This is a genomic window from Planomicrobium stackebrandtii, assembly GCF_030814955.1.
GTDB classification, from domain to species: domain Bacteria; phylum Bacillota; class Bacilli; order Bacillales_A; family Planococcaceae; genus Planococcus; species Planococcus stackebrandtii.
This window is the reverse complement of the sequence record NZ_JAUSWB010000005.1, coordinates 265,382-281,951: the sequence shown is the minus strand read 5'-3', so window position 1 is coordinate 281,951 and position 16,570 is coordinate 265,382. Positions and strand designations below refer to the sequence as shown.

Annotated in this window: 15 protein-coding genes; 4 read left to right on the top strand and 11 right to left on the bottom strand. The window is 37.0% G+C overall.

Annotation, left to right across the window (positions count from 1 at the left end; genetic code table 11):
- Nucleotides 1-85: 85 nt before the first annotated feature.
- The gene (locus tag QOZ98_RS11100) at nt 86-1,177 is read right to left on the bottom strand and encodes a CdaR family transcriptional regulator (protein ID WP_308787510.1); all 1,092 of its coding nucleotides are present in this window, start codon (nt 1,175-1,177) and stop codon (nt 86-88) included.
- 160 nt (nt 1,178-1,337) lie between these two features.
- Between QOZ98_RS11100 and QOZ98_RS11095 the strand changes: the two genes are divergently transcribed.
- Entirely contained in the window at nt 1,338-2,294 is a 957-nt protein-coding gene (locus QOZ98_RS11095) for a bile acid:sodium symporter family protein (RefSeq protein WP_308787509.1), read from the top strand.
- A 181-nt stretch (nt 2,295-2,475) separates the two neighbouring features.
- On the opposite strand, the gene QOZ98_RS11090 is transcribed toward QOZ98_RS11095, so the two are convergent.
- The 8 genes from QOZ98_RS11090 to QOZ98_RS11055 all read right to left on the bottom strand — a co-directional run bounded on the left by QOZ98_RS11090 (nt 2,476) and on the right by QOZ98_RS11055 (nt 10,565).
- Nucleotides 2,476-3,426, bottom strand: a complete 951-nt coding sequence (locus tag QOZ98_RS11090; RefSeq protein WP_308787508.1) for a ribose-phosphate diphosphokinase — start codon at nt 3,424-3,426, stop codon at nt 2,476-2,478.
- A gap of 500 nt (nt 3,427-3,926) precedes the next feature.
- Nucleotides 3,927-4,688 carry an HNH endonuclease gene (locus QOZ98_RS11085; RefSeq protein WP_308787507.1) on the bottom strand — a complete coding sequence of 254 codons (762 nt, stop codon included), beginning with the start codon at nt 4,686-4,688 and terminating at the stop codon, nt 3,927-3,929.
- Between the two features lie 124 nt (nt 4,689-4,812).
- The gene (locus tag QOZ98_RS11080) at nt 4,813-5,580 is read right to left on the bottom strand and encodes a DUF6339 family protein (protein ID WP_308787506.1); all 768 of its coding nucleotides are present in this window, start codon (nt 5,578-5,580) and stop codon (nt 4,813-4,815) included.
- Entirely contained in the window at nt 5,577-6,428 is an 852-nt protein-coding gene (locus QOZ98_RS11075) for a hypothetical protein (protein WP_308787505.1), read from the bottom strand. Before QOZ98_RS11075 ends, QOZ98_RS11080 begins: the two co-directional genes overlap by 4 nt.
- Nucleotides 6,415-8,346: a hypothetical protein gene (locus QOZ98_RS11070; RefSeq protein WP_308787504.1), complete on the bottom strand. Its 1,932-nt coding sequence runs from the start codon at nt 8,344-8,346 to the stop codon at nt 6,415-6,417. Before QOZ98_RS11070 ends, QOZ98_RS11075 begins: the two co-directional genes overlap by 14 nt.
- Before the next feature lie 103 nt (nt 8,347-8,449).
- Complete coding sequence (locus QOZ98_RS11065) at nt 8,450-8,713, bottom strand: hypothetical protein (protein ID WP_308787503.1); 264 nt, start codon at nt 8,711-8,713, stop codon at nt 8,450-8,452.
- A 125-nt stretch (nt 8,714-8,838) separates the two neighbouring features.
- Complete coding sequence (locus tag QOZ98_RS11060; protein ID WP_308787502.1) at nt 8,839-10,068, bottom strand: DGQHR domain-containing protein; 1,230 nt, start codon at nt 10,066-10,068, stop codon at nt 8,839-8,841.
- A 23-nt stretch (nt 10,069-10,091) separates the two neighbouring features.
- Nucleotides 10,092-10,565 carry an HNH endonuclease gene (locus QOZ98_RS11055; protein WP_308787501.1) on the bottom strand — a complete coding sequence of 158 codons (474 nt, stop codon included), beginning with the start codon at nt 10,563-10,565 and terminating at the stop codon, nt 10,092-10,094.
- A gap of 324 nt (nt 10,566-10,889) precedes the next feature.
- Between QOZ98_RS11055 and QOZ98_RS11050 the strand changes: the two genes are divergently transcribed.
- The 3 genes from QOZ98_RS11050 (at nt 10,890) to dcm (ending at nt 13,511) form a co-directional block, all read left to right on the top strand.
- On the top strand, nt 10,890-11,474 hold the full coding sequence (locus tag QOZ98_RS11050) for a hypothetical protein (RefSeq protein ID WP_308787500.1): 585 nt from the start codon (nt 10,890-10,892) through the stop codon (nt 11,472-11,474).
- A gap of 209 nt (nt 11,475-11,683) precedes the next feature.
- Nucleotides 11,684-12,127: a very short patch repair endonuclease gene (locus QOZ98_RS11045; protein WP_308787499.1), complete on the top strand. Its 444-nt coding sequence runs from the start codon at nt 11,684-11,686 to the stop codon at nt 12,125-12,127.
- 121 nt (nt 12,128-12,248) lie between these two features.
- Nucleotides 12,249-13,511: a DNA (cytosine-5-)-methyltransferase gene (gene dcm / locus QOZ98_RS11040; RefSeq protein ID WP_308787498.1), complete on the top strand. Its 1,263-nt coding sequence runs from the start codon at nt 12,249-12,251 to the stop codon at nt 13,509-13,511.
- A 173-nt stretch (nt 13,512-13,684) separates the two neighbouring features.
- Here dcm and QOZ98_RS11035 read toward each other — a convergent pair whose 3' ends face one another.
- Together QOZ98_RS11035 and QOZ98_RS11030 are read right to left on the bottom strand one after the other, a co-directional pair.
- Complete coding sequence (locus QOZ98_RS11035) at nt 13,685-15,157, bottom strand: MutH/Sau3AI family endonuclease (protein WP_308787497.1); 1,473 nt, start codon at nt 15,155-15,157, stop codon at nt 13,685-13,687.
- 319 nt (nt 15,158-15,476) lie between these two features.
- Nucleotides 15,477-16,448: a DNA/RNA non-specific endonuclease gene (locus tag QOZ98_RS11030; RefSeq protein ID WP_308787496.1), complete on the bottom strand. Its 972-nt coding sequence runs from the start codon at nt 16,446-16,448 to the stop codon at nt 15,477-15,479.
- Nucleotides 16,449-16,570: the final 122 nt, after the last annotated feature.

Here is a 16,570-nt window from a genome sequence, read left to right as displayed (position 1 = left end):
TCTATGTAATTTAAAAACAAAATTTGTCACAAATTCGTCAATATTTTTGTATAAAAGACCAAATGACCCTATGGGAACCAAAGGGTCATTTCTTTCTGTAAAGGCGAATCGCTGTATGCAGAATGACTAAATCATTTGTATCATGCAAATTTACACTCAATATAGATTGTATTTTGTTTAACCTATAAATCAATGTATTTTTGTGGATATGGAGGCCATCCGCCACCTCTTGAATAGAATTCTTCTTCTGGACCCACGTCTCCAAACTTAACATCAAATCTTCTTCTTTCATTAGAGGTTCGATTGTCCGTCTTAAAAATTCTTTCTGCACTTCTTCGGGAATGGAGTAATAAAGCAACTCCAACTTTAAATCTTCCTCAAATACGATTCTTTCCTGTCTTTCAGATACCGCTAACGCTGTTTCTGCCTGCCGAAACGATTCTTTCAATTCATAAAAATGATTGACATTCCCTATACCAATCGGTAATTTTTGTTTCGCTTTTTTTTGCATCTTAACTAATAAGCTTTGTAAATCGTTCAGTAATTTTTCTTTTGTAATCTCCGGAACCAGCAGAACCAACTTCTCCATCCCCCAGCGAATGATCTTTAGTTCAGGATGGAGGGTCTGGACACGCAACAGGTTTTCCACATCCATAATTTCAAGCTGCTGATACATCTTAATGACCACAATTCGCTTATAAAGCGAACTGTCGATATTGATCATCCTTGCCCGGTCTTCGATCACTTCGATTGAAGAGTCTGTCGTTACCAAATCAAAGAAAAAGAATTCGATTTCGCGGATGCCCCGCTCTTTTTCCTGCTTTGAAATGGATTCTGTGATGAAAAGTTCCGCCACTTTTCTTACAAGCTTTGCATATTTATCGACTTCAGCAGGCTTGCCTGTGATACCCAGAACCCCAATCGGTGTTCCTGAAACGATGATTGGCATAACAATGCCCGGCCGCACTCCCCGCAGTCGTTCGCACATCTCTTTGTTCATGTGGATCTCCTGCTGATTTTTCATCGAGTTGGCGGCCCCTTCATGGTATGTATTTAACCTTGAAGAATCTGTGCTTGCGATAATAAAGCCGTTTTTATCTGTCACGATTACATTTTTATCAATAAGTGAAGAAAGTTCTTGTACCATCTGAGAACTCAGTGTTCCAAAGTCAAACATACTTCCACCTCCCTTATCCCCTACTATAAACTAAATTTTCATTTTATTTTCTGTCAGTTTCATAAGTTCAAGAGCTTTAAAAAGACTGAACTTTAAAAATTAATGGCGTATAATGGAATTTATCTTAAAAAATGTTCGTTCAGAGGAGGAAGATAAAAGAATGGTCTATATTAAATTTATCTCTGAAAAACTTCCATTTCTCATATTGCTCGTTTCAGTCGGAACTTATTTTTCTCCTATCCATTGGCAAGTATCTCCTTGGGTGCCAAGCTTGCTACTCGGAACCGTTATCTTTTTTGCTGGCCTCTCGATGAATATCGACGCATTTAAAGAGATCAAAAAGAAGACTCGGGAATTGCTGCTGATCACCGGGTTGAAATGGACGCTGACTGTGTCCGTCTCTATCGCACTCGCTCACCTGTTCTTTTCAGCAAAGCCGGAAATCGCTGCCGGCCTTGTCTTGGCAGGCACCGTACCAAGTGCGACAGCCGCCACTGTCTATACTTTTCTAGCAGGAGGCAACGCCTCGCTTGTAGTCGCCGCCTCTTTGCTCGACGTCGCCATCAGTCCCATCGTCACACCGCTCGCGATGCTTGGCTTGTCCAGTGAACAAGTCGCTATTTCTTTTTCCGATCTTCTGCTATCGTTCCTGCTAATCGTCGTTTTACCATTGGTACTCGGTCTAGCAGTCCAAAAGGCGCTCCCTAAACTAAAATCCTATACCGGAGCTGCTACTAAACTTGGAACATGCGCGGCACTGCTTCTGATTGTCCACACAATCATCGGCAGCGGAAAAGGAGCGATCACCTCCGAATTGAGTACAATCCCATTGTTAATTGTCGCAACTTTCATCCAAGTGACCTTACCGATGGCTGCCGCTTACTTTATCGCTAAGGCGCTGAAGATGGAAGAGCCTGACGCCCGTGCAGCATTGTTTCAAGTCGGTCTATGTAACACCGCGCTCGCTGCAATACTTGCATATAAGTTCATTGGGGAACTCGGTGTCTTAGCGCCAATCTTTAATATGATTTTCAACTTGTCCATTGGCGCCATGATTGCCAACCGGTTCGGCAAAGAAGACCTTTTGACTAAAAAAGAAAATTGCCGAAGGCTGTAAATGAATCTGTTAATGCCAGAAAATAAATAAGCCGGCATCTTCATAAGAATGAAGAACCAGCTTTTTGCTATTTGTATGTTTTTTTAAGTTGAATCATTCTGCTTTTTTATTTTCGGAAAACATAAAGCAATTGTACTGAATCGAAAAAAGAAGCTTTTCTGCTATTGTCGGACACCTGCGTTTATTCGAATAGTGGCGTAACCGGTTTTTCGTTGTGTACGTGCTCAATCGCTTCAGCTAACAACGGAGCCACGGACAGAATCGTGATTTTCGGCGTCTGTTTTTCTTTCGGTACACGGATGGTGTTGGTAACCACCAGTTCCGTAACAGCCGACTCTTCGATGCGTTGAACCGCTTGGCCTGATAGGACCGCATGGGTGCAGCACGCATAAACAGCTTTCGCACCATTTTCAACCAGCACATTGGCAGCCAACGAAATTGTCTTAGCCGTATCAATGATATCCACGATGATGATGACGTTTTTGCCTTCGATGTCCCCGACGATGTTCACCGTCTCGGGTTCACCTGACTGCATCCGGCGCTTGTCGATAAAGCCGATTGGAACGTCCAAATGGCTCGCCAGTTTACGGGCTCTGCCCAAACCGCCGTTGTCCGGTGCTACAACTATGGCATCTTCCAATCCTTTATCGAGAAAATGCTTCGACAGGATCTTTTCACCAAGCAACTGATCTACCGGCATATTGAAGAATCCTTGAATTTGGGGAGCATGCAAATCCATGGTGATAATGTGTGTAGCCCCTGCTTTTGCCAGCATATTCGCTACCAGTTTCGCCGTAATCGGTTCACGCGAACTTGCTTTCCGGTCCTGGCGCGCATAGCCATAATAAGGCATGACGACGTTGATGGTTTCCGCAGATGCCCGCTTGAGCGCATCGATCATGATCAGCAGTTCCATGACATGCTCATTGCCCGGCTGCGATGTCGATTGGATCAAATAGACCTCTTTGCCTCGAACACTTTCTTCAATGTGAATTTGAACTTCGCCATCGCTAAAGTGGTTAATGGAGCTTTTCCCCAGCTTACAGCCGAGCTCATCTGCGATTTCCTGGGCCAATTCCGGATTTGAATTCAATGTAAAAAGCTTAAACTTTTCCCCTAATTGATAAGCCAAATGATAGCCCCCTTCAAAAATTTGTTGAACCTATTTGATAGCTGAACCTCTTATAGCCAATGTCAACCAACTGGCATAGTAGTTGCAGCAGTTGCTTTTATGATAACGTTTTGTTGCTAGAATAGCTAGCAGCCTATGGATATACACCCTCTCATTTAATTAATAAAAATATTTATGAATCCTTAATTCCTTAATTAAATTACGCGGATTAATTAATATACTTAAAAATGATTCGATGACAGATTGTTGCATACATGCTTCAAATCCCTTCAAAGAATTTAATCACACTATAATGTCCAATTTTTTTAGACACAGAAAAAAGAAGTTGAAGAACTAGCAAAAGTATTCAAGTGAAAATTTTTACACTTTCTTACACAGAGCAAATGCTGGATTCTCAAAAGACGTGAGAATCCAGCATTTATATTATCACTTTATTTTCGAATCCAAAAAGTATTAATGAGAAAGAATTGAATTGTTATAAATTGTTTTTGAAGAAATCTTTATACATCTCGAATTATAGATTTTAATCCTCCTTTTTTAGGCCATGGTCTTTTTCTATGCAACATTCGATGACAATTCGCGCAAACCAATACTAAATCTATCATTCGAGTCTTGGTAGAGTCTTCATATTCAGAAATTGGAACTGTATGATGACATTCTATATATCCTTCGCCAAGTTCTCCATAAGTCTTATAAAAATCAAATGTACAAATTTCGCATACTAAATTATTTTCTTTTATAGCTTGACGTTTCTTTTCTTTTACAGCTTTTATATTTCTTTCACGATGTCTATGCAAGCGATATAAAATCTTGCCTTCTGGAAATACCTCTTCCTCATAGGAATCTTCAGGAGTTGCACATACTTGTTTTTCACTTGAAATATTTAATAATATACTATTAACTACATTACTAAGTTCTTCTGTTCGTTGATAAAATTCTTTCCAAACTTCTTCCTCTAACTTACCTCCACCTTTTAAACCTTCACCTTCATAATTAGGATCTAATCTTAAAAAGTTACTCATTTTCATATTTATGCTATTCGGATTACGGAAGTTTAATAATGCATATCTGTTTTCATGTATGGGTAGAACATTTAAAACTTCGCTAAGTTTCAATACTTCTTCCTGGTAGTTACTAGTTTTGTTAGGATGGTTTTTGAAGTACAAATCTAGCGCAAGTATCAATTCATCCCTTTTCCAAGCAGGATTCTTTTTTGGAATTATATCGTTTGAAATTACTTTATTTGATTTGTCTGAGACCAAAATATTTCATCTCCCCGCTTTTATAATTCCTATTTATTATATGCTCTTAATGAATGTTGTTTTTCATTTAAAAAGTTAACTAACTTTATTTGAAGGGATATGGAATTGCAATGATATGAACAAATTATGCTTCCACTCTTTCTTGCACACTAAGATTAAAAGTATCATTAAGATTCTCCGCTACCAGTTCTTCCACTTCATTTACTGATAGTAAGTCGAGTATCATAGCCCCGCCTAATATATTTAAATATTTAGTTGCTTGTAAAAAATGTTCACGTTTAATTGCAACCCCATCTTCTTTAATTTTATATAAAGCCTTCAAGATACCTATAGTGATTGTACGGTTGGAAGTGAAGTTGCTTGAGAAAAAAATAACACTACGAGCAGAAAAATCTCTTTCTGTAAAAAAATCTGTCAGCCAATATGGATTTTTATCATTTGACGCATCATAGGTCATATAACCAACCCACCAGAGGCGGGAAAGAATATGAACAAAAAGGGAACGCTTAGTTCCATGTTTAAAGAATAAGCTAGAAAACATTCGACTCTCATTCTTTTCTTCGATATCTCTTCGTAGACGATAAAACGTGAAATCTCTAAATTGATTATGTGCTAACCCTGTCCACATTCTTTCTTGCGTAGCTAGCGTAACAGGTAAATGACTTAAAGAATTATAAATAGCCCTGACATTATACTGATCACTTATCGAATAATCATCGTCATAAGATAATTCAGGCATATCGAACTCTATGTTAGTTTCTAATACTTTCCCTTCTTCACTGAAGTAAGTATCGAACCACTTTCCATCTCCACTATAATATTTTTTTAAATATGCCTTACTATTAACTTTCAAGTCTTGCAGAGTTTTTTCAGATACAAAAGTCAATCTCATATTTGCTCCTCCCATGAATTTAGTTTTGTAATCTCCGCAAAACTAGTCGATAATGGTTTTCTGAGAACCAGCTGAGCCGCTTTCAAAGATGAGAGTTTCTCTGTACCAATATCTTCGATACTATAATTGTTCTCCTCAAAAATTTTCTCCAGCACTTGATACCACGTATACTCTTCTAAATCTCTTCTGTTTTCTTGAATTTTTGAAAAGACATATACCAAGCTTGGAAATATCACCGTCGATATTATTGTATTTTTCAGGTTTGTATTTGCATTATTTGCATACGAGTCGTACTCAGTGGCTGGTAGAGATATAATTATATTTGATGCATGTAGTTCAACTTCCATATAGTCTTTTTCCATACCTTTATGAATATCTATAATAGAAGGTAAGTTCATATATTCCGTGTCATCGTCATGCAAAGTTATTTCCAACGCATCTCCAATTCCCAAGAAGTTTCCCTTCTCAAATTTTATAATCATCCCCTGATACCACTCACTCAAAAACGAGTTTTTATAATCTTCAATCTCTGACTCTGCCACTATAAAAGCATGCAGAAAAACCTTTCCTCTCAATTGCATCACATTAACAGTCTTATTGATTTCGGGCTCCGAGCAAGTGATAATTTCCCGATAACTAGTTTGGGGGCATTCCAAATGTACAGCGAATAAGGCTTTCCCTGCTTCTATTAAATCTTCAAGCACTTCATTTTCGAGAAAAAACTTAGCTAGAATTTTAAGTTCACCGAACTCTTCTTTAGTAGCATACTCTACGTTTAAACTCGAATTAACATAATCGTCAGTGAACATACTAAGTACAGGATATGGATACGAATTAGCTATTTTCATAAACGCCCGCCTCCATTACGCAATAATTAGAATATTCAATCTTTATATTCAAATCCAAATTAGTACTTTTATTTGGATTAATAAAATGAAGAGTATTTCCTGAAATCTTCTCAACGGATATTTCAGGATTATTGAATGATACATCTTTAATAGGCAGATCAAAATTACTCTGTTCACCTATTAATTTAAACTTGATTTGTCCTTTTTCAATTTCCTTTTGGGGTATCAGCATAAATCTATATTCTCCATCCTCTTTATTAACACATGAGTATCGTTGCTTGCTGTGGATGTAAAGAGTTTTGAGAAGCAATTTTTCTGCGCTATCTACCTCACCTTTAGAATCGCGATTTATATCATTTGTTCCACCTGGATCAGTAACATTATTATCTGGTACTCCTCCCCCTTGTCCACTTTTCTTACCATCGCCATTACCACCAAATTCACCTTCAGAAAAATCAAATTCTCCTAGCATCTGCTCCGGGGTTTTTTCTATATTAGTAGAATTACTAACACTAGCGGGTTTCTGTCGAATTTCTTTTACATCAATAAACTTTGTTTTTGCTTTGATAGATTCAATTTTCTCTCCACCCTTGCCATCCATCATACTTTTATTCGGCAAGAAATCGCTTAGGCCAATTGCATTCATTGTATCAGCCACTTCTTGATGATAAGTTGCCTTAACTGTGTCACGAATAAACTTACGCAAATCAGAAAATATTTTTTCTCCTAATTTCGGATTTTCTTCAAACCTGTTTGAAAGCCAAGCATTGTGAGCCGGATTTTCCATTTGTTTAAATACTTTATTCATATTTCTACCTTTCATTAATAAAAGACCCGTGAATGAAATACTTCCACTTATATTACTTTGTTCAAAGATTCGCATACCAGTTTTCCTTGTCATTAACACACGTCGGTTTAAATCTTCTCCATCTAATAACAGAAGTTCCGCTTCACCTTCTTTAAACTCTAAGCCATCCTTATATTTTTTTGGCGGATATGGAACTTTAACCGTTTGACTAGAGGTTAGAAGCCTAAAATAGTTTTTTAAGATTTGATTTTCATTATTATCTTCTAATCCATTAATTAAATCTGAGATATTTAAGTGATTAACTACAAATCCATCGACATTCACAATCAATTTTTCTTGAAAAACAGTAAGAAAAAAGTTTCTTAATATCGACTGGATCATTTCATCCTTCCACTCTTGCCTACCGTTAAAAGCTGTTATGAAAATATCAGTCCCTGTCTCTCTCCTATTAAAATAGGAATCGAGCTTAAGTAGAGTTGGGATTGCATTCGAATTTTCATTATTTGTAAAGTAACCCTTCCCCAATGTCACAGAATTATCTTTATTGCGGAATGACATTATATCTGCTACTCCAATATGTGACGAGTGCCCATCTTTATCTAGACTGGAATAGAATAACGTTCTTAAATTCGAGCTCAAAAAAGGTGCTGCTTTTCCTATACCAAAGCTCCCCCCCGATTCATCCTTTTTATTTGAAGAACCCGCTTCTTTGATTAGAGAACTCCATGGCGAACCCAATTCAGCTTTTTGAGCTCCTACCAACCCGACAGTATTAAAATCACTTATGCGTAAACATTCAATATTACTTTCTTTTAATATAGTTATAGCAGAATTAATAAATCTTAAACTTTTCTCATTTCCATTTCTCCATGTTTCCTTACCTTCATAGAAAGCATTAGACAGTTCTAATTTCCCAGGCAATCCGTTAGAAATAAATTTTTTAAATTCCACAATGACCGGTCTATCTGGATCTTTAACCGCATCCAAAGAGTTTTGACAGATTTCACGAGTCAAAGAATCAATAGGGTTATCTCTAAAAGTCTCTAACCCTGCATTATTTATAGAGTTTATATTTCCACCAGTAACCGCAGGAAAATTCCAAAATTCCATAAATTTCACCTACCTTTTATATTTTTAACATTTTGTCTATATTTAATTTAAAATGCTTTTACAAATAATATTCAAATTACAAAGAAAGTATATTAATAAGGGATTAACTTTTATAGAGTGTAGACATTTGCCCATTCATTCCTGGGAAAGCATATAGAGATTTATAAAAGACTACATCAGTAAAGTCTTGTAAAATTTTCTCCGCTAGTTCTTGATGAATATATGTTACATCCTTATATGACTCTAATTCTGCATTATTCTGGGATTCGTAATTAAAAATGAAGATATTTTTAATTCCTTGTTTTTTTAATATACTTATCCAAAATGGAGTATCTATGTTAATACCTAAAATTATATGAGCAACCATTATGCATTCGTCCTTTAATTAAGATAGTTCAATCCCATAAAATTTAGTAAAAAATATTCAGTTTTCAATATTTATAGGTTAAATACTAGTACATGATAAGTAAGATTAAAATTTAAATTAAATGATTATTTATGATCTGCAATATGTTGAGTTAAAGATGTCGATATGGCATTTATACCTTTACCACTCGAATATCCCCCATACACTTCACTCTTCCAGTTTATTGGAAACGATTGATTTTCATCTATTTCTAGGATGTTATTTTTTTTTAAAGTTTTGGATATTATTTTTTTGTAATCTTGGACACTAGGTACCCCATCTGAAACAGTGACCAGATTATGAATTGTACTAAATAACCTCATCATTATCTGAAAACCTAGAGATTTAACTAAAACGTGATTTTTTTCATCAGACCATGCTTCCGGAAAAACCTCACTCCACGCTGTAAAGTAATCATTGATTAAATCTATCTGTCGATTCAAACTCATCTTCTTACCCAGATGTGGCAGTATGAAATTCTTTAGTAGCTTTGAAAAAGTACTATTTGTTACGTATGTTTTTTTCATCTCTTTTGGTCTTTTTCCATCTACTGTTTTAATTCTCTGATAGAGAATCGAACTTTCATTTTTATCTAAACCATCGATGATATTACTTGCTACCTCTTCATCCCCGGCTAGAACCCCAGCTATAGATTTCATAGCTAAAGTATGAACTTGACTAGGCTTTTCTTGTTTTTCATTAATATCAATAAATATTCGAGCCATTTCTTTTTCAGGTAAATCTAAGTAAACTGTGAGTGGCAATTCAAAATCCATCCGGCCAGCAGAATATAATCCTTCTGTACGATGATGCGCATCGATTAAAACTCCTGGAAACAGTATCTCCTCACTATTCCCTTCTAAGTATCCATCTTGATCTATCGGAAGAGATTTTAATTTCTTCTCATACTTGTCTAAATCAATAGAATAAACTGCTACATTCTTTTCCATTATCGATTCTTCAAAACTGACGATTCCTGATAAGTTTGGATGTTTCCCATCTCTGTTTGTGATTAAATTCATTACAACAGCATTTGGAGATGAAAATTTTGAAATGTCCATGGACTTTGATGAAATTTCAGTTATTTTACTTTCCTTCAATGCTCTTTGGATTCCTTTTGGATTGTCGTAATCCTTTGGAATACGACGGGCAATTACAAAAGAAGCATCAACAGGTAATGCTGAGAAATACATTGCATACTCATTTTGTTGGTTCAATTTTATCAATCTTATTTTAAAACTTTTGCCTGACCTCTCTTTAATCTTCATTATTAAACTTATCAACTCGTCTTTTTTCTTAGAATAGGATTTACTCATCACTAACAGCTCCCTTTTCTCCACTATATTATTAGTTCTTTGTAGTCATATCTACCATGCTTCTCCAAATTACATGTTCCACAGAGAAACTGTAAATTCTCTATTGTATCTAACCCACCTTTTACCAAAGGTATTTTATGATCTACTTGCAAATTCTCTATACTTGAACAATGTGCACAGTTTTCATTTCTTTTATTTAAAAGCTTATATTGTTCTATAATTAATTTGCTTCTTTGCACATTCACATTTCCCAGGTAATACCTCCAGAGAGCATCCAAATGAACTTCTGAAAAATTTTTACAGCTTCTTGAATTCAAATAATCCCTAAAGTCAAACCTTCCTCTACTACTTGTCTTCCATTTCAATAAATCCTTTTCATCTGGTCGAAGTTGTTCCACTATCAATTCTTGAACAGTAGGAATAACTTTTTTATAGATATTTTCTTTTTCGACATCAAAATTATTTAAAAGTGCTGTAATCTTTTCATTTTCTTCCATACCTTATTCTCCTAACTAACTAAAAGAATAAAATTCTTTTGTTATTTGTGTTTTACACCAAAGTCAAAGCTTAAAAATTCGAATAAAGATAATAACAGGAATCTGGTTATTTTTAAACTTTAGCTTTTTATTTCCTACATACAAAATAATTACACATCAATATACCTAATAAAAAGATAAAAGAATTACGTAATTTTCAATAACATTAATTAATAATATTTTTTTAACTATTTTATCTAGATAAAATCCAATAATAGGATATTAAATAATCCAATTTAATGATAACATAAAATTCTAACAAATATATCTAAGGGAGAATGCTAAATGCCATTTGAAGAAAATATTATTATCATGAAAGAAAAGTCAAAAGTTGCAGCTAGTCAAGAGAAGCATGCCAATCAATTTTCTCCAGACTCAAAATATCCTAACTTAAAACTTTTTTATCCCGGAAAACTTCAAAATCAAGGTGATTACAAATTGGAATTCTATAGTACTCCACTTACACATCCCGATATAGTTAGAGCTATTTATGAATTTACACTACGTGGGCATGGCCAATTTATTGCAAACTTTTTGGTGGATATTTATAAAAACGGTTTAAAATCCACCCATAATTCTAATCATCAAATAGTTATCAATAAGTTAACTATAGATATGGATGAATTTAAACATTTAGTCTACTGGATTGTACTCCAAGAAGACATAAACTTTCCGAGACCAACTTACAAAGGCGTGAATATGCCTTTTTGGAGATATATAGAGGGAATAATGGCAGCAGAGCATCCTAATTTAATTAACTTAGATCAGGTTATAAGAAGAACTAATAACTATGGCGCTCCACCTCCTCAACCTTTTACACACGCCAATTTAAATCCTTACTTAAGAAAAAGCATAGAGCAGATTAGATAAGTACAATACATATAAACCCCCCAATTCTTTTTTAGAGTTGGGGGGTTTATATGTAGCAGACCATGAAGATCTAACCAATATGAATAATGATTTATATTTACAGATTAATAATTAACTCATCTATTACAATTATCACAAATTATAAGTCTTTGACTTAGCAATGAGGGTAACTATTTACTAACGAAGTATATGATAGGAGCTGGATTTTCATGTCTGATATCATGTCTAAAGAACAACGCAGAAAAACAATGAGTGCTATCCGTGCTCAATCAAAATTGGAAAATATGTTTACTAAAAGACTTTGGAGGCACGGACTACGCTTCCGTAAGAATGTCAGAAAGCTATGTGGAACTCCCGATGTAGTAATTCAAAAATATAAAGTTGTGATTTTTGTCGACTCCTGTTTTTGGCATGGTTGCCCTCTTCACTTCAGACGACCAAAAAGTAATCAGGAGTTCTGGGACAAAAAAATTACCCGAAACCGCGAACGGGATAAAGAAGTTGACAAATATTATATCGAAAAAGGCTGGAACTTAAAGCGGATTTGGGAGCACGAAATACGAAAAGATTTAGAAGCAACTGTAGATGAAACAATAGAGTTCATTAATAGCGCAAAGGATGCTACGAAATCGTCTAGAGTAACAAAAAAGTAGACATCTTATTAATAAAAGATATAATAATTCACATTTTTTCTGCAAATATGCTACTATAGACTGTCGATCCTAACACTTTTTTTAGGTATAATTAAGAAAAAACCGAAAGGATGTTCGGTAAATGGAACAGATAAAGACACTACGAGTCATCGAACTCTTTGCCGGTGTCGGCGGATTCCGACTCGGATTACAGAAAGCCAACCATGAAATCTTCGATGTAGTATGGGGCAACCAGTGGGAACCTTCACGCAAAGCACAAGACGCCTTCGACTGCTACACACGAAATTTTGATACAGGAATTCATTCGAACGAAGACATCACAAAGGTTTCCGACGATACATTCCACGACCTCCGAGCCGATCTCCTTGTGGGCGGCTTCCCTTGCCAAGACTACTCGGTGGCACGCACCAAGTCAGGAGAACAGGGGATTCAAGGTAAGAAGGGCGTCCTCTTCTGGGAAATCAAGCGAGTGATTGAGAACACCCATCCGAAATATGTCCTGCTGGAGAACGTCGACCGCCTGTTGAAATCCCCTTCTTCCCAAAGAGGGCGGGACTTCGCAGTCATGCTGGCCACTTTCAGGGATATGAATTACTCTGTCGAGTGGCGTGTCATCAACGCGGCTGAATACGGCATGGCACAGCGCCGTCGCCGGGTGTTCATCTTCGCCTATAAGAACGGCATCTCTTTCGAGAATCAACAGAAAAACTTCTCTCCTGCAGATATCGTTTTCAATGAAGGTTTCTTCGCCAAGCCTTTTCCGGTCGAAGAGGAACCTTACAAAGACCGCATCTCCTCTGTCGAGCTCCCATCGGATATTGTGGAAATTTCCGATGAATTCTCATACGGATTCCATAATTCGGGCTATATGAAGGGCGGCAAAGTCTTTACGGCACACCTCTCTCCTACATTGGAGGAGCCTATTCCACTTAAGGGTATCCTAGTCGATGAAGAGGCGGTCCCTGAAAAGTTCTACCTGACTGAAGCGAACATCGAGAAATTTGCTTACTTGCGCGGCCCTAAGAGAATCGAGCGGAAAACCACCGAAGGGCATGTCTACCACTTCTCCGAAGGCGGGATGTCCCCTGTGGATGAATTGGACAAGCCGGGTCGAACCATGCTGACAAGCGAAGGTTCAACTAACCGAAGTACCCATATCATCGAAGTCGATGGCAGGAAGCGTTTCCTAACCCCCGTCGAATGCGAGCGTTTGAACGGGTTCCCGGATAATTGGACGGCCGGAATGACAGACCGCATGCGCTATTTCTGTATGGGGAATGCCCTTGTAGTGGATCTGATTCATCGAATGGGCATCCGGATTGAAGAGATTGAAAAAGTGAATGAAGTAAATGAACTCCAAATGGAATTCCCAGCTTTTGGCTGACATCATAGATGTCAGTTTTTTTATTATCCAAAAAGTTTGCTCAAACATTACTGTTTTGATTGAGGATATTTGATAAAACAAAAAATCTGTTCACAGGAAAAACACCATCTCGCTTCTGAACAAGCACTATTCTCAATCGATTAGTTTTCTTTCAACTTTTCGTCCAGATTTTATTAAATATGCTCTACATTTCTTAACATCTCAGTAATAACCTCTCCACGCATCCAAAAATATTGCGAATACATATTGAGGCCGTTAAGTTCTAACGTCTTTTTAGTTGAGTCTGCTCCTGTTCCACGTACAAAGAAAGTGTAATCCTTGGATTTAGGAAAGTTGAGCGAAGTTCTAACTGTATTTGTTTTCTTATTCATACGAGGCCTATTGAATTTGTCTACCTCAATAACCTCTACTAATTCGTCATTATTTACTAAATCGCGAATACGCTGCCATACGGGCTTCACTTCATTTTCTATAATCTCCTCAGAAAATACGAGGCGTTTAAATCCAAGGAATTTATTATCTAAAAGAGGCGCTTTTGTAGACGGTTCCTCGAAAATGATTCCTAAGATTTGTTGTCCACTGAAGTAATTGTAAGCAAACGATTCTTCAAATGGAATATTTACATCTGTCCATTCAGCAAAATCAATTCTAAATAGCTTTGTATCCTCTGTTCGTTTACCATCTTTTGTTTGGACAATTGTTTTTGGAACAAGCCCAACCTTACTGAAAAGATCTATTTTACTTATTTTTTTAGCTGTCCCACCGAACATTTTTACAACAATCTGTTCAGAGATTGATTTTGAAGCATCTTTGCCACTCTCCAAATCGAAAGCGATACTCAATTTTTCAACTAGCTCGCGAACAGTGTTTCCTTTATATTTTACAGCTAGCTTACGCAGTTCTTCATCTAATTCTTTGAAACTAGAGTACGTTTCAGTTAATTCCTCAAATTGTGCACCAAAATGTTTTTGGACTAATGTGGAAACAGCAGATCGCTTCAATCTAAATCGAGGAGGATTTGGCCATTTTGGTGCTGTATCGATTAACATGAGCTGCTTACGTAATTCAGATGAAATACGTGGATACTCTGCTTTTGCATTGGTGTAGTTATCCTTTAAATATTGAATAAAATCACGAACTATCAGCCAGTCATTTTTCAAAATCTCTTTCTCTTCTTCAGAAAACTCATGAAAATGATAGCCCTTAATAGGGAAGTTTGCATAATCGGCAGCCTTTACTGTGATAGGTGAATCGTAATGGTAATAAACCAGCAACATATGCTCTATTTTGCTCCAAAAATGAGATGTATTGAATTCTTCATTTATAATATTACCTGGCGAAACCGCTGTAATAGACATCGGCTCCTTCGCTTCATAAAGGAATTCGCCTTTCTTTTTAGGTTTACGTATACCGGTTGATTTTAATTCCGTCGGCGTACCATCAACTAACAAATCTGGTTTTTTATTTGAATTAGCTGGATATCCTAAAATAGATTGCTCCACTACATCGCCAGCAATTCCTGTTATTTTAGAATGGGCAACGGTTCGAGCAAACACGTTTTTCGTATCAACTTCGCCTAACGTTTTATTTACTACGTTTTTAAAAATCTGTTCTAATTCATCTCTTTTAAATTTATGTAGTGCCATAACGACTCCTCCCCTTTATAATCGGACTTACTTCTAGAATACGATACATAACACTTTAAAACACAGAGATTTATTAAAAACATAATTGGTAATCTTTTTATGTAGATAAATTAGAACATTCAATATAGCAAGAATGGTTATTAATGGAGAGCGTAAAATATCTTGTGTGAATATAAAGCACAAAGCGATAAACTTTAGACATGCACGGACTGAAGGTCTTTACTCAAATAGAAAGTTACAGGGAATCGCAGCATGCCTTACATCATTCAAGGAAGAAACTAGCTTTCTGTCATTTATCTTGCTCTAAAGTTCTCGGAGCTTACTCGCCAACCATCCCATCATCGTCATTATCCCGCATATGCGGATATAACCAATGATCACTCATGATCGGCATACTAAAACCTGCTGCTTCGGCTTCTTTGATTGTCACCTGTCCATTGCCGTTTGTATCGACACTGGCTACATCACCGCCTGTGTTTGCAGCGGGTGACTCGACAGGCTGATTGTCTGTGTCTGAACTAGAGTCAGTAGGCTCACTGCCTGTTAACCCGAGGGATGCGTTTACTTCATCCGGATTCACGTTGTCAAAGGTATCCACGACTTCGTTGCCCATTACCGTATAGGTATATTGATAACTGGAAGGGATCTGCGTTTCCGTATCCGGATAGGTGATGATGGCTTCAAAATTAGTGGCTCCCCCTGCGTCACGGATGACGTCTTCCATGTACGCTTGATCGCCATGGCGGTTAAGCGTACTTTCTTGCGGCGTAATATTATAGGCATTCGACACCCCTCCAAGAGAATCCGCAAGGACATGCCCCTCATCCAATACGTCACTTTCGACCCCAGGCACCTTGGCTTCATCGGAATAGTACCTGCCAGACGATAAGACAGGTTCGGTGCTGTCATCCTGTACAATAATTTCGTCTGCAACGACACGCTCCAGCTGCCCATGTTCATTCGTGAAGGCCCAATAGTCACGGTCTCCATAGCCAATGTTAACGGCAACGTTCGGTTCACGCGTTCCAGACACATCCCCGCCATCCACTTCGATCAGTTCGTATCCTTCGAACAGCTCCTCAGTTGGTTCGGCTGCTGGTTCCTCTGCGGCGGATTCCTCCACAACCGGAGGGACCGTTTCTTCTGTATCGATGCTTTCATTTGCTTCAGCTGTGGTTACTTCTTGTGCAACTGTTTCTGTATCTGTAATTGCTGCATCTTCTATTTCCGTACATCCCACCATAAAAATAACCGTTAAAAGGACGACTAGATACTTCATTTTCTTTTTCATTTAAAGACGCTCCTCTACTAGTTCCATGCTGTTTTAAAATGTTAATTTATAAAAATTAACATTTTAAACATAATAATACTAGTATATTCCAATATTAACTTTATGGTAGTAAATACTTTTAT

Bases quoted from the DNA above. Each gene is read 5' to 3' on its own strand.
- QOZ98_RS11100 (WP_308787510.1), bottom strand. From the start codon at position 1,177: ATGTTTGACTTTGGAACACTGAGTTCTCAGATGGTACAAGAACTTTCT.
- QOZ98_RS11095 (WP_308787509.1), top strand. From the start codon at position 1,338: ATGGTCTATATTAAATTTATCTCTGAAAAACTTCCATTTCTCATATTG.
- QOZ98_RS11080 (WP_308787506.1), bottom strand. From the start codon at position 5,580: ATGAGATTGACTTTTGTATCTGAAAAAACTCTGCAAGACTTGAAAGTT.
- QOZ98_RS11075 (WP_308787505.1), bottom strand. From the start codon at position 6,428: ATGAAAATAGCTAATTCGTATCCATATCCTGTACTTAGTATGTTCACT.
- QOZ98_RS11070 (WP_308787504.1), bottom strand. From the start codon at position 8,346: ATGGAATTTTGGAATTTTCCTGCGGTTACTGGTGGAAATATAAACTCT.
- QOZ98_RS11065 (WP_308787503.1), bottom strand. From the start codon at position 8,713: ATGGTTGCTCATATAATTTTAGGTATTAACATAGATACTCCATTTTGG.
- QOZ98_RS11060 (WP_308787502.1), bottom strand. From the start codon at position 10,068: ATGAGTAAATCCTATTCTAAGAAAAAAGACGAGTTGATAAGTTTAATA.
- QOZ98_RS11055 (WP_308787501.1), bottom strand. From the start codon at position 10,565: ATGGAAGAAAATGAAAAGATTACAGCACTTTTAAATAATTTTGATGTC.
- QOZ98_RS11050 (WP_308787500.1), top strand. From the start codon at position 10,890: ATGCCATTTGAAGAAAATATTATTATCATGAAAGAAAAGTCAAAAGTT.
- QOZ98_RS11045 (WP_308787499.1), top strand. From the start codon at position 11,684: ATGTCTGATATCATGTCTAAAGAACAACGCAGAAAAACAATGAGTGCT.
- dcm (WP_308787498.1), top strand. From the start codon at position 12,249: ATGGAACAGATAAAGACACTACGAGTCATCGAACTCTTTGCCGGTGTC.
- QOZ98_RS11035 (WP_308787497.1), bottom strand. From the start codon at position 15,157: ATGGCACTACATAAATTTAAAAGAGATGAATTAGAACAGATTTTTAAA.
- QOZ98_RS11030 (WP_308787496.1), bottom strand. From the start codon at position 16,448: ATGAAAAAGAAAATGAAGTATCTAGTCGTCCTTTTAACGGTTATTTTT.